At 72.5% G+C, this 15,318-nt stretch carries 17 protein-coding genes; 5 read left to right on the forward strand and 12 right to left on the reverse strand.

Annotated elements, in window-relative coordinates:
• The first annotated feature begins 288 nt into the window (after nt 1-288).
• Genes EEJ42_RS42370 through EEJ42_RS42380 form a run of 3 tightly spaced genes read left to right on the forward strand, consistent with a single transcriptional unit; the run spans nt 289 to nt 3,123 of the window.
• Nucleotides 289-1,158 carry a chorismate synthase gene (locus tag EEJ42_RS42370; RefSeq protein WP_246097718.1) on the forward strand — a complete coding sequence of 290 codons (870 nt, stop codon included), beginning with the start codon at nt 289-291 and terminating at the stop codon, nt 1,156-1,158.
• The gene (menC, locus tag EEJ42_RS42375; RefSeq protein WP_123107466.1) at nt 1,155-2,264 is read left to right on the forward strand and encodes an o-succinylbenzoate synthase; all 1,110 of its coding nucleotides are present in this window, start codon (nt 1,155-1,157) and stop codon (nt 2,262-2,264) included. The genes EEJ42_RS42370 and menC overlap by 4 nt, the downstream gene beginning before the upstream one ends.
• A 25-nt stretch (nt 2,265-2,289) precedes the next feature.
• Nucleotides 2,290-3,123 (forward strand): class I SAM-dependent methyltransferase, encoded by an 834-nt coding sequence (locus tag EEJ42_RS42380; protein ID WP_123107467.1) that lies wholly within the window; start codon nt 2,290-2,292, stop codon nt 3,121-3,123.
• 14 nt (nt 3,124-3,137) lie between these two features.
• Here the strand turns inward: EEJ42_RS42380 and glpK are convergent, their stop codons facing one another.
• Nucleotides 3,138-4,637 carry a glycerol kinase GlpK gene (glpK, locus tag EEJ42_RS42385; protein ID WP_123107468.1) on the reverse strand — a complete coding sequence of 500 codons (1,500 nt, stop codon included), beginning with the start codon at nt 4,635-4,637 and terminating at the stop codon, nt 3,138-3,140.
• Nucleotides 4,638-4,697: 60 nt separating this feature from the next.
• A complete protein-coding gene (locus tag EEJ42_RS42390) occupies nt 4,698-5,465 on the reverse strand; it encodes an IclR family transcriptional regulator (protein WP_123107478.1) in 768 nt (255 codons plus the stop codon).
• 153 nt (nt 5,466-5,618) lie between these two features.
• Here EEJ42_RS42390 and EEJ42_RS42395 point away from each other — a divergent pair, with 153 nt between their 5' ends.
• Nucleotides 5,619-6,053 carry an ATP-binding protein gene (locus EEJ42_RS42395; protein WP_123107469.1) on the forward strand — a complete coding sequence of 145 codons (435 nt, stop codon included), beginning with the start codon at nt 5,619-5,621 and terminating at the stop codon, nt 6,051-6,053.
• 23 nt (nt 6,054-6,076) lie between these two features.
• Here EEJ42_RS42395 and EEJ42_RS42400 read toward each other — a convergent pair whose 3' ends face one another.
• From EEJ42_RS42400 to EEJ42_RS42415, 4 genes are all read right to left on the reverse strand, one after another.
• Complete coding sequence (locus EEJ42_RS42400) at nt 6,077-7,222, reverse strand: PP2C family protein-serine/threonine phosphatase (protein ID WP_246097719.1); 1,146 nt, start codon at nt 7,220-7,222, stop codon at nt 6,077-6,079.
• 5 nt (nt 7,223-7,227) lie between these two features.
• On the reverse strand, nt 7,228-7,440 hold the full coding sequence (locus tag EEJ42_RS42405) for a ferredoxin (RefSeq protein ID WP_123107480.1): 213 nt from the start codon (nt 7,438-7,440) through the stop codon (nt 7,228-7,230).
• A gap of 5 nt (nt 7,441-7,445) precedes the next feature.
• A complete protein-coding gene (locus tag EEJ42_RS42410) occupies nt 7,446-8,681 on the reverse strand; it encodes a cytochrome P450 (protein WP_246097720.1) in 1,236 nt (411 codons plus the stop codon).
• Nucleotides 8,682-8,800: 119 nt separating this feature from the next.
• A complete protein-coding gene (locus EEJ42_RS42415) occupies nt 8,801-10,138 on the reverse strand; it encodes a gluconate:H+ symporter (RefSeq protein ID WP_123107471.1) in 1,338 nt (445 codons plus the stop codon).
• 189 nt (nt 10,139-10,327) lie between these two features.
• On the opposite strand from EEJ42_RS42415, the gene EEJ42_RS42420 reads away from it, so the two are divergent.
• Nucleotides 10,328-11,449: a DUF5954 family protein gene (locus EEJ42_RS42420; protein WP_123107472.1), complete on the forward strand. Its 1,122-nt coding sequence runs from the start codon at nt 10,328-10,330 to the stop codon at nt 11,447-11,449.
• Nucleotides 11,450-11,461: 12 nt separating this feature from the next.
• On the opposite strand, the gene EEJ42_RS42425 is transcribed toward EEJ42_RS42420, so the two are convergent.
• The 6 genes from EEJ42_RS42425 to EEJ42_RS42450 form a co-directional block, all read right to left on the reverse strand.
• The gene (locus EEJ42_RS42425; RefSeq protein WP_123107473.1) at nt 11,462-11,998 is read right to left on the reverse strand and encodes a hypothetical protein; all 537 of its coding nucleotides are present in this window, start codon (nt 11,996-11,998) and stop codon (nt 11,462-11,464) included.
• Nucleotides 11,999-12,108: 110 nt separating this feature from the next.
• Complete coding sequence (locus tag EEJ42_RS42430) at nt 12,109-12,483, reverse strand: hypothetical protein (protein WP_123107474.1); 375 nt, start codon at nt 12,481-12,483, stop codon at nt 12,109-12,111.
• 62 nt (nt 12,484-12,545) lie between these two features.
• Nucleotides 12,546-12,941, reverse strand: coding sequence for a roadblock/LC7 domain-containing protein (locus tag EEJ42_RS42435; protein ID WP_123107481.1), 396 nt, complete (start codon nt 12,939-12,941; stop codon nt 12,546-12,548).
• A gap of 133 nt (nt 12,942-13,074) precedes the next feature.
• On the reverse strand, nt 13,075-13,845 hold the full coding sequence (locus tag EEJ42_RS42440) for a transcriptional regulator (RefSeq protein WP_123107475.1): 771 nt from the start codon (nt 13,843-13,845) through the stop codon (nt 13,075-13,077).
• On the reverse strand, nt 13,845-14,282 hold the full coding sequence (locus EEJ42_RS42445; protein ID WP_123107476.1) for a hypothetical protein: 438 nt from the start codon (nt 14,280-14,282) through the stop codon (nt 13,845-13,847). Before EEJ42_RS42445 ends, EEJ42_RS42440 begins: the two co-directional genes overlap by 1 nt.
• A 470-nt stretch (nt 14,283-14,752) precedes the next feature.
• Nucleotides 14,753-15,318: Lrp/AsnC family transcriptional regulator (locus EEJ42_RS42450; RefSeq protein ID WP_148082208.1), on the reverse strand; the 566-nt coding region annotated here is incomplete at its 5' end.

Consider the following 15,318-nt stretch of genomic DNA (forward strand, 5'->3'; position numbering starts at 1 on the left):
ACCCCGACGGCCAGCAGCAGCCCGCCGGGCGCCCGGGACGGCAGCGGCGCGTGGGCGTCGTACAGCAGCACCTCGGTGACGGGCGCGGTGCGACCGGCCGGGGCGGCGGTGAGGGGGCGCAGGGTGGGTTCGCCGAGAACGGCGAGCAGGTCCCCGAGGGTGCGGGCGTCCATGGGTGCGGGTCTCCGGGCCTTTCCTGTGGCCATTGGCCGATCGTCACAGGACCCTAGGACGTCTTTGTGCGCCTGGACAAGAGGGGCCGGGGCGCGGCCCGGGAGACTCGGTGCCATGACACCAGCAGTGACGATGGACGCCGGTGCGCTGGCGTCCGCCGCCGCCCGCACCGCCGGGGTCGGCGTCCGCACCGTGGACGATGTGGCCGGTATCCGGGCGGTGGCCGACTTCCTCGCCGATGTGTGGCAGCTGCCGCACACCAATCCGCCCTATCCCAGCGAGGTGCTGCACAGCCTCGTGCACGCGGGCGGCGCGGTGCACGCCGCGTACGGCACCGGGCCGCGCGGCGAGCGGCTCGCGGGGGCGTCGGTCGCGGTGTTCGGGCCGCCCGCCGACGCGAGCGCGTACTCGTTCGTGGCGGCGGCCACCGCCTCCGACCGCGGGGTCGGCTACGCGCTGAAGCAGGCCCAGCGGGTCTGGGCGCTGGAGCGCGGCGCCCGCACCATGCGCTGGACGTTCGACCCGCTGGTGGGCCGCAACGCCCGGTTCAACCTGGTCAAGCTGGGCGCCGTCGGGGCCGAGTACCTGGTCGACCTGTACGGGCCGATGAACGACGGGGTGAACGACGGCGACGAGAGCGACCGCCTCACCGCCGCCTGGGACCTCGACCCCGGGGCGGCGCACACCACGGATCCGGCCGAGGAGGCCCGGGCGCGCGCCACAGCGGTCCGCCGCGCCCCGGACGGCGGCCCGCTCGCCGTACGGGACGAGCGGCGGCTGTGGTGCCGGATCCCCGAGGACATCGTCGCGCTGCGCGCCGCCGACCCCGACCGGGCGCTGCGCTGGCGGCACGCCGTACGGGAGGTGTTCACCGAGGCGTACGCCGAGGGGCTGCGCGCGACGTCGATGTCCCGCGACGGCTGGTACCTGCTCACCCCGAACCCCCGTGACCCCCATGACCCCCGTGAGGAACCGCGCTCATGAGGCTCGAACGCGTCGAACTGCTCCATGTCGCCCTGCCGCTCGTCACCCCCTTCCGCACCTCCTTCGGGACGATGACCAGCAAGGACACCTTCCTGCTGCGCGTCGTCACCGACGAGGCCGAGGGCTGGTCCGAGTTCGCCGCCGACCCGGAGCCGCTGTACTGCTCCGAATTCGTCGCCGGTGCCGAGACCGTGATCCGCGACTTCCTGCTGCCCCGCGTCGCCGCCCTCCCCGAGCCGACGACGGCGGCCCTCGCCCCCGCCATGGCCGCGGTGAAGGGGCACGAACTCGCCAAGGCCGCCCTGGAGACGGCCCTGCTGGACGCCGAACTCCGCGCCTACGGCATGCCGATCGCCACCTTCCTCGGCTCGGTCCGCGACCGGGTGCCCGCGGGCGTCTCCGTCGGCATCAAGGACTCCCTCCCCGAGCTTCTCGACGACGTCGAGAAGTACCTGGACGAGGGGTACGTCCGCATCAAGCTCAAGATCGAGCCGGGCTGGGACGTGGAGCCGGTGCGCGCCGTACGGAACCGGTTCGGCGACGCGCTGCCCCTCCAGGTCGACGCCAACACCGCGTACACCCTCGCCGACGCTCCCCACCTGCGGAAACTGGACGCCTTCGACCTGCTGCTGATCGAGGAGCCGCTGGCGGAGAACAACCTCCACGCCCACGCCCAGCTCCAGCGGCGGCTCACCACCCCGGTCTGTCTGGACGAGTCCATCCACACCGCGAGCGACGCCGCCTCCGCGATCGCCATGGACGCCTGCCGGGTCATCAACGTCAAACCCGCCCGGGTCGGCGGCTATGCGGAGGCCCGCCGCATCCATGACCTCGCCACCGCCCACGGCGTCCCGGTGTGGTGCGGCGGCATGCTGGAGACCGGCATCGGCCGCGCCCCCAACCTGGCCCTCGCCGCCCTCCCCGGATTCACCCTGCCCGGCGACACCTCGGCCTCCAGGCGGTACTTCGCCGAGGACATCACCGAGCCGTTCGTCCTGGAGGACGGCCATCTGCCGGTGCCCACCACGCCCGGCATCGGCATCGCCCCGCTGCCGGACGCGCTCGCCCGTTTCACCACGGCCACCCGGGTGCTCCACAGCCGGTGACGTGGCGTCTGCCATGATCGGTGGCATGGACAGCGCAGACGGCGGGGCGGGCAGGCCCGACGAGGATCAGGGCTATCTGCTGGACAACCGGCAGACCGAGGCGGGCATCCGGTTCGGTGCCCTGGCCGAGCTGTTCGACCCGAGCACCTTCCGCCACGTCGACCGGCTCGGCATCGGTCCGGGCATGCGCTGCTGGGAGGTCGGGGCCGGCGGCCCGTCCGTCCCCGAGGGGCTGGCGGAACGGGTCGGGCCCACCGGGCAGGTGATCGCCACCGACATCGACGTGTCCTGGACGCGCACCACGGCCAGCGGGCCGGACCGGGTGATCGAGGTGCGGCGCCACGACGTGGCCGCCGACCCGCCGCCGCCCGGCCCCTTCGACCTGGTGCACGCCCGCCTCGTCCTGGTGCACGTCCCCGACCGGGCGGAGGCCCTGCGCCGGATGATCCAGGCGCTGCGGCCCGGCGGCTGGCTGCTGCTGGAGGACGCCGATCCGGGGCTCCAGCCGCTGCTGTGCCCGGACGAGTCCGGCCCCGAACAGCGCCTCGCCAACCGGCTGCGGTCCGGTTTCCGCGAGCTGATGGCGCGGCGCGGCGCGGACCTCGCGTACGGGCGCACCCTGCCCCGGCTGCTGCGCGAGGCCGGTCTCGACGACGTGTGCGCCGACGCGTACTTCCCCGTGGCCTCCCCGGCCTGCACGGTCCTGGAGGCCGCCACCGTGCGGCAGATCCGCGCCCGGCTGGTGGCCGCGGGCCTGGCCACCGACGAGGAGATCGACCAGCACCTGGGACACGTCGCCACCGGACGCCTCGACCTGGCCACCGCCCCCATGATCTCCGCCTGGGCGCGCCGCCCCTGAGTCGTCCCCAGGCCCTACCGCAGCCAGCCGAACGACAGCTCCACCGCCCGCTGCCAGTTCTCGTACTCCGCCTGCCGCCGCCCCGGATCCATCGTGGGCAGCCACTGCCCGGCCCGGTGCCAGTTGCGGCGCAGCCCCTCCAGGTCCGGCCAGTAGCCGACGGCCAGTCCCGCGGCGTACGCGGCGCCCAGCGACACCGTCTCCGAGACCATCGGCCGCACCACCGGCACGTCGAGCACATCGGCCAGGAACTGCATCAGCAGATTGTTGGCCGTCATCCCGCCGTCGACCTTCAGCGCCTTCAACGGCTCGGGCGAGTCGGCGTTCATGGCGTCGACGACCTCGCGGGTCTGCCAGCCGGTGGCCTCCAGCACCGCGCGGGCGAGATGGCCCTTGGTGATGTACGAGGTGAGGCCGACGATGACGCCGCGCGCGTCGCTGCGCCAGTGCGGGGCGAACAGGCCCGAGAAGGCGGGCACGATGTAGCAGCCGCCGTTGTCCTCGACGCTGCGGGCCAGGGTCTCGATCTCGGGCGCGCTGTGGATCAGGCCCAGCCGGTCGCGGAACCACTGCACCAGCGAGCCGGTGACGGCGATCGGTCCCTCCAGGGCGTAGACGGGCGGCTCGTCGCCGATCTTGTAGCCCACGGTGGTGAGCAGCCCGTGCCGGGAGCGGACGAGGCTGGTGCCGGTGTTGAGCAGCAGGAAGCTGCCGGTGCCGTAGGTGCACTTGGCCTCGCCGGGCGCGAAGCACGTCTGCCCGAACAGCGCCGCCTGCTGGTCGCCGAGGGCGGCGCCGATCCGCACGCCCGGCAGCACCGCCCGCGCCACGCCGTAGCCCTCGGCGGAGGGGCGGATGTCGGGCAGCATCGCCCGCGGCACCCCGAAGTACCCCAGCAACTCGTCGTCCCAGGTGAGGGTGCGGATGTTCATGAGCATGGTGCGGCTGGCGTTGGTGACGTCGGTGATGTGCAGCCCCCCGGAAGGGCCGCCGGTGAGGTTCCAGATCAGCCAGCTCTCCATCGTGCCGAACAGCACCTCGCCGCGCTCCGCGCGCTCCCGCAACCCCTCGACGTGGTCGAACAGCCAGCGGATGCGGGGCGCGGAGAAGTAGGTGGCGGGGGAGAGACCGCAGCGGTCGAGGAAGAAGTCGTCACCGGTGCTGCGCCGCAGCTCCTCGACGAGCGCGTCGGTGCGGGTGTCCTGCCAGATGATCGCGTTGCCCACGGGATGGCCCGTACGGCGGTCCCACACCACCGTGGTCTCGCGCTGATTGGCGATGCCGATCGCCGCGATCTGCTCGGGACCCGCCTCCGCGTCGCGCAGCGCCCGGGGCACCACGCGCCGCAGATTGGACCAGATCTCGGCGGGATCGTGCTCCACCCAGCCGGGCTTGGCGTAGTGCTGCCGGTGTTCCCGCTGGGCGACGGACGCCAGCCGCCCCTGGTGGTCGAAGAGGATGCACCGGGTGGACATGGTGCCCTGGTCGATGGACATCACATAGCGTTCAACCATGGCCTTTGCCTGCCTTCGGGCGGGTACGAGCAGGTCAGCGGGTACGGGCGGGACATGGGGTCACCAGCGGGCCGCGCCGAGGTCCCGGGAGATGGCCCGTGCGGCGTCCCGGGTCAGCCCGACCAGTGACGTCTGGGGACGGCCCTTGCCGTCGCAGATGCGTTCCACGGTGCCGGACACCCCGACGGCGCCCACGACCAGGCCGCCTTGGCCGCGTATCGGTGCCGCGATGTCCGCCTCACCCATGACGGTTTCCTGGACCGCGGACGCCCATCCGGCCTCCCGGATCTCGCCCAGCGCCTGGTTCAGCGCCTGCGGGGAGGCCAGCGTGTGCCGCGTGTAGGTCTCCGGTTCCGCCTCCAGGACCGGTTCCACCGGCGTCGCCCCGAACGCCAGCAGGACCTTGCCCAGGGCGCTGGCGTGCAGCGGCAGCAGCGAGCCGACGTCCAGGGTCTGGAAGGTGTCGTCGGGCCGGAAGACGTGGTGGACGATGAGCACCTTGCCCTCCAGTGGCACCCCGATGCGGACCGCCTCCCCGCTGCGGGCGGCGAGGGCGTCGGCCCAGTTGAGGGAGCGGGACCGCAGCTCGTTGATGTCGAGGTAGCTGGTCCCCAGGTGCAGCAGCGCCGCGCCGAGCTGGTACTTCCCGGTGGCCCGGTCCTGTTCGACGAAGTCGACGCTCTGGAGGGTGCGCAGAATGCCGTGGGTGGTGCCCTTCGCCAGGCCCAGTGAGGCGGCCACCTCGCCCAGTCCGAGCCGACCTGAGCCCTGGGCGAGCAGCCGCAGGATCGCCGCCGCACGCTCGATGGACTGCACCGGGCCGGCCATGTCGTGATCGTAGCTCTTCGGGCATGCGTTCACCCCCGCACGGGAACGTTCGGTAATGCCGACCAGGATTCGTTGACCCCGCCGGTCGTCGCCCATAGCGTCCGTATCAGGACATGAGGAACACGACCGGCGGACCATCCGGAAGGAGGAGATATGGCGGACCAGCTGACCATCCCGTGGACCGGCGGCACCTACGTCGATCATCACTTTCCGGTGCCGCATCTCCACGAGGCCGTCGCCACCGTGCGGCGGCGGGCGCACGCGCTGCTGGCCGAATGGGGGCTGGCCGCCGACACCCTGGAGGACGCGCTGCTGGTGGTCTCGGAACTGATCACCAACGCGGTTCTGCACGCCCTGCCCCCGGCCGTTCTGCGGCTGCGCTGGAGCGAGACCGAGGGATGCGGCACCCTGCACATCGCGGTCACCGACGGCGGACCGACGCCCCGGGATCCGGGCTCGGCGGAGGAGACCGAACCCGATGAACACGGGCGCGGGCTCGGCATCGTCACCGCGCTCTCGGCCCGCCACGGCACCCACCCGGGCCATGGGGGAGTCGTCACCCGCTGGGCGGAGATGCCCGTCGGCTGACCGGTGCGCGGCCATGGCCCGGTTCACTGGCGCTCGTGCGGGGAGATGGCGAGGGCGGCGACGTCGTCGTGGAGCGCCCGGGCGTGGGCCGGGAGATCCGTGTTGAGGAACTCGATGACGTCGATGGGCTCCGGAGTCGGCGCCCCGGCGAACCGGTCGCGCAGCCGGTCCAGGAGGGGGTAGAAGGCCCCCGTCACATCGCGGGCCTCGATCAGCCCGTCGGTGCACAGCAGCAGCACGTCGCCGCGCAGGAAGCGGTGATGTACGGGCACCGGGCTCTCGTCGGCCAGCGAGCCCAGGCCCAGCGGCAGGGACGGCGGTCCGCTCAGCGTCGTCACCTCGCCCCGCGAGATCAGGACGGGCTCGATGTGCCCGTGGTTGATCACCGTCACCCGGTGCGCGAGCGGGTCGTACTCGATCAGCGCGGCGGTGACGAACAGCTCGTCGTCCGGGATCTCCGCGGCCTCCCGCGCCATCCGGCTCTCCAGCCGGGCACAGACCTGCCCCAGGTCCCCGGGTTCGTACGCGGCCTGGCGGAAGCCGCCGAGCACATCGGCGACCGTACGGACCGCCTGGAGCCCCTTCCCCCGGACGTCGCCGATGATGGCCCGCTCCCCGCTCCGGGTGGCGCGGATGTCGAAGAGATCACCGCCGATCATGGTTCCGGCCTCCGCGGGGCGGTACAGCCCGGCCGTCAGCACATGGCCGACCTCGTGCGGCAGCGGCCGCAGCAGGGTGCGCATCAGGGCCTCGGTCGCCGAGGCCGCGTGCACCAGCTGCTTCTCCTGGCGCTTGCGGTGGGCGGCCAGCGCGGTGCCGAGAGCGCCGACCAGGGCCGTGGAGAGGTACGAGGCGACGTAGTGGCGGTCCCAGAGATAGCCGACGCTGCGGCCCGCGCAGCACGGGGTCCCGGCCAGTACCCCCTCGAAGGCCACGGTGAACAGCGTGACGGCGGCGACCCCGGCCGGGCCGATCGTGAACGCGGCCACCACAGGCAGGGCGATGAGCAGGAAACTCACCGGCCACTGCACGGGCGTCACCGGCTCGATCGCCAGGATCGCCGCCACGTACAGGACCGGCAGCCAGCGCAGCCAGACCGGCGGCGCGGGCACACCCTGGAGGGTGTCCCGGGCCTCGGCCACCACGCTCCTGGGCGCCTGGGAGCGCACGGGCGCTAACCCTCGTCCGGTCCGTCGCACACGAGGCGGATGACGCCGTTCGGGCAGAGCCGCGCGGCCAGCCGGGCCTTCTCGTGCAGTGCGGGCGGAGGGCGGTCGTCCAGGACGATCACCATGCCGTCGTCCTCGGACTGGTCGAACAGCTCCGGTGCGCGCAGGGTGCACTGACCGGCTCCCCGGCACCGGTCGCGGTCCACCTCGACGCGCATCACGCTCACCCTTCCCAGGTGACGGGGAGCCGGTGAACCCCGTAGACGAGCATGTCGTCGCGCAGCGGCACCTCCTCGCGCGGCACCGCCAGCCGCAGGGTGGGAAACCGCCGGAGCAGCGCCGGGTAGCCGGTCCGCATCTCCATCCGGGCCAGGTGCTGGCCCAGGCACTGGTGGACGCCGTGGCCGAAGGCGATGTGCTCGGTGGCGTCGCGGGTGATGTCCAGCTCGTCGGGGGCCGGGAACCGGGCGGGGTCCCGGTTGGCCGCGGCGATCGAGGCGACCACGGTCTCCCCGGCCCGCACCCGCACCCCGGCGATCTCCACGTCCTCCCGGGCGACCCGGACCGTGCCGAACTGGACGATGGTCAGGTAGCGCAGCAGCTCCTCGACCGCGTCATCGGCCCGCTCGGGCCGCTCGCGCACCAGCCGCGCCTGCTCGGGGTGGCACAGCAGGGCGAAGGTGCCCAGGGCCAGCATGTTCGCCGTCGTCTCATGGCCCGCGATGAGCAGCAGCAGCCCCACGCCCGTCAGCTCCGCGTCGGAGAACGCCGCCGGGTCCGTCTCGTCCGCGCCCTTCGTGTCCTGGACCAGCCGCGACAGCAGCGCCTCGTCCGGGCGGCGCCGCTTGGCCGCCACCAGGTCCCGCATGTAGTCCCACACCGCGTCCCGGGCCGCGAAGATCTTCTCCTCGTCCTCGTCGATCCGGAACAGGGTGGCCGACCACGCCTGGAAGGCGGCCCGGTCGGCGTACGGCACCCCCAGCAGCTCGCAGATCACCAGGGACGGGATGGGCTGGGCGAACGCCCGCACCAGGTCGGCGGGCGGACCGGCGCGCTCCATCGCGTCCAGGTGATCCGCGACGATCCCCTCGATGCGCGGCAGCAGCTCCCGCGCCCGCCGCACCGTGAACCACCGGGAGAGCAGCCGCCGGTACCGGGTGTGCTCGGGAGGGTCCATGCCGATGAACGAGCCGAGGCGCCGCGGATCGTCCTCCCGGACCGGAAACGCCCGGACCGGCGACGACGCCCGGATCCGGTCCGAGCTGAACCGGTTGTCCGCGAGCAGCTCGCGCACGTCCTCGTAGCCGGTGAGCAGCCAGCCCGCCTTTCCGTCCGGAAAGGCCAGCCGGGCGGCCTTCCGCCGCTCCCGGAGCGCCCCGTACGCACCGGGCGGGTCGAACGGGCAGCCGCGATGGCGGGGCAAGGAGACCGGGGGCGGCCCGGATGAGGTGACGGACACGGATGCGCTCCCTTCCACCAGGCACTCACACAGGCATTCACATTCGAGCGTAATCCGTACAAAGTGGGCTGACTCGATGTGGCCTGTGGTGCCCTGCCTGCGGTGCCCCGCGGGAGCCGCTACAAGCCGAGGGCGTCCAGGCTCGCCTCAACCGCCAGCACACCGCCGAGGCCGAGCACCGCGAGCACCGTGGTGTACGTGGTGCGCGCCTTGATGGCATCAATGACGGAGAGGTTGAAGTACTCCTTGAACATCCAGAAGCCCGGGTCGTTGACGTGCGAGAAGGCGATGGAGCCGCAGGACACCGCGAGCACCATGAGTTCGGGGTGGACCCCGCTGCCGGCGATCAGCGGCTGCACCACCCCGGCGGCCGTGACGACGGCGACCGTGGCCGAGCCGAGCGCCACCCGGAGGATGACCGCGATGAGCCACGCCAGGAAGATCGGGGACACCGGCCAGTCGTCCGTGAGGTTCTTGATGTAGTCGGATATTCCGCCCTCCACCAGGACCCCCTTGAAGGCGCCGCCCGCCCCGATCACCAGCAGGATCATTGCCATCGCCTGGGCCGCCGAGTTGCACGACTTGCTGACCTCCGCGAGCCCCCGCCCGATCCGCGGGCCGAACGCCCACAGGGCCAGCAGCAGGGTGAGCAGCAGGGCGATCGGTGCCGAGCCGATGAAGGTGACGAAGGGCAGGGCCGCGTTGGAGTCGGGCACGGCCATGTCGTACACCGCCGCCCCGGCGATCAGGACCACCGGGAAGAGCGCCACCGACAGCGACCAGCCCATCCCGGGCATCTCCTCGTCGCTGAAGGTGCGCTCGGTGACCAGGCCCTGGGGGATCTCGGGGTTCATCCGCCGGACGAACGGGAGCCGCGGCCACACCAGGGCGATCAGCGCACCGAACGGCACGGCGAAGAAGAGGCCGTAGAACAGGGTCAGTCCGACCGACGCGTCGAACGACGCGGCCACCGCGGTGGGTCCGGGGTGCGGCGGCAGGAAGCTGTGCATGGTCGACAGGGCGATGGACATCGGCAGCCCGACCCACAGCAGGTTCGCCCGGGTGACGCGGACGATGGTGAACGCGATGGGCACGATGATGACGAAGGCCACCTCGTAGAACATCGTCACGCCGATCAGCATCGCGGTCACCACCATGGCCACCTGCACCCAGCGCAGCCCGAAGGTGTCGACCAGCTTGCCCGCGATCCGCTGGGCGGCGCCGCAGTCGCCCATGACCCGGCCGACCATGGCGCCCAACCCGATGACGATCATCGTGTCGCCGATCTGGTCCCCGATGCCGCCCGCGAGGACGTCCGGGATCTTCTCCAGCGACACCCCCTGCACCAGTGCGACGCCGACCGCCACCAGGAGCAGTGCGATGAAGCCGTTGAGCTTCAGCTTCGTCATGAGGAACAGCAGGCTCAGAACGCTGATCCCGACGATGACAAGAGGCATGCGACCCCCGGTTCCACATATGTGTACTCGGTCTATGTATGGAGATGGAGGCTAGGTTGGCGCCGGACTGCGGGTCAATAAGCGTGCGTGACCTTGTTGTTGAGGGCCTCGCAAGGGCTCTTCCCACGGACGGATGGACTTTCAGCCGATGTGTCGCGCAAGCGGCTTGTATGTGCTCATGCTGGCCCCATGACGGAAGAGGGCGAGAACGTCCCCGCCTATCGGACGGTCCGGGTGGCCGCGCCGGAGGCGCCGGTGGCGGCGGTGGCGGATGTGGAGGCATGGCGGTCGCGGGAGGTGTATCCGGAGATCCTCTCGGCCGGCGGACCGGTGTTCGGGGTGGTGCGGGAGCGTGAACAGGGCGGCTGGGAGCTGGTGTCGCCGTTCTCGGGGCTGGCGCCGCAGGACGCCCGTGAGGGCATGGGCTGTCAGTTCCGCAAGATGGCGCAGGAGGCGGAGGCCGCCGGTGACCGGGCGGGCCTCGAGGAGTGCATGGCGGCCGCTGAGCGGATGGACTGGGAGGTCATCGACGAGATGACGGTCCAGGGCAGCCGGTTCCGGGTGGTCCGGGCCGAGCGCTTCCTCCGCTCCGGCCCGCAGGGGCCCGAGCCGCCGCGGATCACCGACCTCGACCCGGCGCCCCCGGGGGAGGCCCACAGGGCGCCCGACCCCACCTCGGGGTTCGTCATCGATCCGGTGACCGCCACCGGTGTGTCCGACGGCATCCTGAAGCTCGAACTGCTGTCGATGCTGCCCAAGCGGGGCAGCGTCCCCCAGGAGGTGCGCGACGACTGCCTGCGCGCGGCGGACACCCACCCGGGAGGCGTGCTGCTGCCGCCGACGTTCATGACGGTCGAGAGGGCAGCCGGGGAGTGGCGGTCCGACTGTACGGGGACGTCGACCACGCCCCAGGGCGCCCGGGACACCCTGGCGCTGGAGATGCGTGTCCTCATCCCGTGGAAGCTCGGCCTCGAACCTGCCGAGCGCGCCCCGTACATGGCCGCGGCCGACCGGCTGGACGCGGAGCGGGGCGATGAACTGGTGGTGCAGGGGAGGCTGTTCAGGATCGTGCGCGTCGAGCGCCTGGTACGGATCGGGCCGGACGGCCCCGAGGGGCCCCGGCCCTCCGACTGGGATCCGCAGCCGCCGGTGAAGCTGCACGACCAGCAGCTCCGCGAACAGGGCCTGCTCGTCGACGACGAGGATGACGACGAGGACGACGAACTCGAACTCGACGCGCACACCCGGAAGTTGGCCGAGCTGTTCAACGAGGAGGAGGCCCGGCGCAAGGCGCGCCACGAGGGGCGCTGAGCGCGGCGATCGTCAGGCGACGAGGGCCTCGGCCACCGCGGAGACGGCGCCCACGGCCACCCCGTAACCGGGGATGGCGAGCGGCGGCCAGGGGACGGGCCTGGGCACGAGCACCCGCCAGTGGAACGCGTAGTCGCGGTACTCGGGCATGCCGTCCGTCCCCGGCAGCACCATGAAACGCGGCCGGACCGTGCAGAACAGCAACCAGTCCAGGACCAGCAGATCGGTGAGGACGAGGACGAGGAAGGCCACACCGCCGAGAACGAAGGCGGGCCAGAAGCCGAGGGTGTCCTCGGTGCGGCCGTGCAGCTCTCGTACGCCCGCTAGCGGGAGGGCGACGAACAGCAGCGCGTTCAGCAGCCCCATCACCGCGGCCGTGCGCTTCCCCCGGGGGCTCTGCGGACCGTGGCGCTCCCGGATCGCGGGCGGGTAGTCGTCGAGCAGCGCGTCCCGCGCCACCAGTAATCCGCCCACGATCACCGCGGTGAACAGCGCCGCCAGGACGAGCGCGTACCCGAGGCTCACCGCCATCAATTCCGACCGGCCCATGGCGGCTCAGCATAGAAGTGTTGGTTAGTTTGCCTAGCCTGAATTGGATCTCGGTGCGGGGCGACAGGGCTGCCGCCGTCTGCCTGTCGCCCCGCGGCCGCTGCGGAGGATCAGACCTCCAAGTCGGCCTCGATCCGGCGCAACTGGTGGCGGGCCATCGCCAGGTTGGCCCGGTTCTTGTCCAGCGCCATATAGAGGAACAGCCCCTGGCTGTTCCTGCCCTTCAGCAGCCGGATCAGGTGGTACTGGCTGCCCAGGGTGATCAGTATGTCCTCGATGGAGTCCTTGAGGCCGAGCTGCTCCATGGTGCGCACCTTGGCGCGCACCACATCGGTGTTGCCCGCGGCCGCCACCGTCAGGTCGAGTTCCTTGCCCCCGCCCAGGGTGCCCAGGGCCATGCCGCTGGAGTAGTCGACCAGCGCGACGCCGAGGGTGCCCTCGATGGATGTCATCGCCTCTTTGAGCGCGGTCTGGGTGTTCGCCATGATCTGGCAGTTCCTTTCGATGGATGGTGTGTCCGGGTGGTGTGCCCGGGTGATGGGTGGCTTCAGCTCTGCTCGGCCTTGCCGAGCGCGTCGCCCACCAACTCGGCGACGCGGGCGCCCGACCGGCGGGCTTCCATATGGAGACGGCCCACGTTGGTGCGCCCTCCGGCCAGCACGGTCAGCACGGCCGCGGGGCCCGCGGCGTACGTGGCGACGTAGCCCTCCTCGCCGCGGACCAGCAGTTCGCGGAAGGCGCCCCGGCCCGTGGCGTCGGCGAGCGACTGCGTCACCCCGAGGGCGGCGGCGGTCAGCGCGGCGACGCCCTCGGGCTCGATGGAGGCCGTGTCGTGGGCCAGTACGAGACCGTCGCTGGTGGCGACCAGGGCGCCGGTCACATGAACGACGCGGGCCCGCAATCGGCGCAACTCGTCCAGGACTTCGGGTTCGGCGGCCAACAGCTCTCTCCTCTCCGCACGCTGTCGCGGGTCGGGCGCGTGCCGGCGCGGATCCGTGCGCTGCCGCGGGTCCGTGCGCTGCCGCAACGCGCGTCTCACGACGGGATGCCCGAGGCGGCGGGGGCGGTCGGGGGAATCACAGGTGTGCCTCCAAGGCGTCACGGAGCCGACGCAGCAGGGGGGCGTCGGGTTCGGCGAAGTCGACCGCGGCCGGACCGGGTGCCGGGGCCGACGGCAGGGGGGTGCGGGGTGATCGGGGCGTCTCGACGTAACCGGCGGCCGCCAGCCGCCGCACGTCGAGCACGGTGTGGAAGGCGGGGCGGCCCAGCGCCCGGGCGATCCCGGCGGGCGTGCGCATCCCGTCCGCGAACGCCAGCACCGCGCGCTGGCGGCGGGTGACCGGCGGGAGGTGTCCGTCCGGGCGACGCAGCACCACGGGCTCGGTGTCCACCCGCGGATACGGCCACAGGCCCTCGAGCAGCTTGCCGCGCCGCCGGATCTCCCGCTCGACATCGGCCGCGCCCACCGGGCGCACCGGGCCGAGCCAGTGCGCCGCGCCCCGCTGGAAGCCGCGCGGTCCGCTGCCCGGCCCGAGCGCGAACCAGGCCGCGTCGAACAGCGCGCCCAGGTGGCAGATCTCCAGCTCCGCGCCGGTCAGCCGCCCGCTGTCCACGAGGAACCGGCCGACCCGTCCGGCGGTGGCGGTGCGGTCGAACGCCTCCCGCCAGCTGTCGGCGGTCAGCCGCCCGCCGGTGGTGAGCAGCACGTCCAGGCCCGGGGACAGCGGGCTCTCCGCGTGCACGACCTGCCCGTCCGCGAGATAGACGGTGCCCGCGTCGCACAGCAGGGCGCCGCTGGCCCGCTCGGCGGCCAGCTCGGTGAGACGGGGCGCGGGGTCGGGTCTCATCAGAGCGCCAGCCGCTGCGACAGATCGCGCAGCCGCATCCGGGCGAGCGCCAGGTTCCCCTCGCGGCGGTCGAGCCACAGGTAGAAGAAGACACCGCTGTCGAAGGCGGTGTCGACGAAGCGCAGCAGGTGGTAGCAGGTGCGGGTGGTGACGATGACGTCCTCCACCGGAGCCTCCCCGGGCGCCGCGTCGTCGCCGTCGCCCTCACCGGGGGCCGAGCCGTGGCCGTCACCGCGCGGTTCGAGCGCCGCGAACGCGGACTGCTCGGCGGCCATGCGCGCCAATTCGGCCGTCTCCGCCGCGGTGGCCTCGGGGTCGCCGTCGCGTGTCTCGCCGACCATGCCGAGCGCGAGCCCGCTGGTCCACTCGATCACGGCGGCGCCGCGCGCGCCGTTCACCGTCATGGCGTCGAGCAGGCATTCATCGATTCCGGGCATGCGGTCTCCCCTCCTGCGGTGCCCGTGGCGCACCCGGGGGCTCGCCAGTGACGGAGAGGTTACGCACGGTTCAGCGGATGGGGGTGAAATCTGTCGTTGGGCCGAAACCGCGGACGCCGTGTAGTAAGGTCCGCGGCCCTTTGGGGCCTCCGTGGCCCCATGGCCCCCGGCGACACCGCGGCGGGGGAGCGGCCCCTGCGGTGCCCTCCGCCGGGCGCACCCGCCCGGACCAGCCCGTTCGCGCCGCACTGCGGTTGTCCGTACGGAAGAGCCCCGGGGCCTGTGCGGTCGCCGCACCGCCGGTGCCACGACCGCGCCGGATCAGCGCCGCACCGGGCGGGACGTAGCGGGAACAGGCTCTTCTGGGTTACCGCGGGGGAGACGCATCATACGAATGTCCTACGCAGGCATATGACAGATGGATAGGCGCCGGGCGCTTCCCACCCGCTGAGCTGACCGAATCCCGACGCTCAGTTCTCGTCGCCCGCCACGCCGTGCGTTCCCTGCGGCTGGCGCAGCGGGACGACGCCCACACAACGCCCGTCCCGGTCCAGCAGCCGTCCCATGTGCTTCACCGTGCGCAGCACCACCGAGCGGTCGTCGATGGCCAGATGGGGCACCTGCCGCGCCACATGCGCCTCGAAGCCGTGCACATCGCTCATCGCGCGCAGCCAGACGTCGATCACCACGTTGTGCGGCCCGGCCGTGATCGAGCACGACCGCACCTCCCGCATCCCGGCCAGCACCCGGGTGCTCTCCCGCAGATACCGCGCCGGTACGGACGCGAAGTACACCGCTGACAGCGGCCAGCCGGACAGCGGCCGGGCCAGATCGCAGCGCATGCTGACCCGGGAGGCCAGCAGGACCCCCAGTCGGCGCCGCACCGTGGTGGTCCCCGCGTCGGCGCCCGCCGCCAGGTCCCGTATGGACATCCGGCCGTCGGTGTTCAGCAACTCCAGCAGCCGCGCGTCCAGCGCGTCCCGGCCCGGGGTGCCGCGGGCCGCGTCGGGCGCGGGGCAGGCCGCCGCCTCCAGCC

It is taken from the genome of Streptomyces botrytidirepellens (assembly GCF_003721215.1).
Classification (GTDB): Bacteria; Actinomycetota; Actinomycetes; order Streptomycetales; family Streptomycetaceae; genus Streptomyces; species Streptomyces himastatinicus.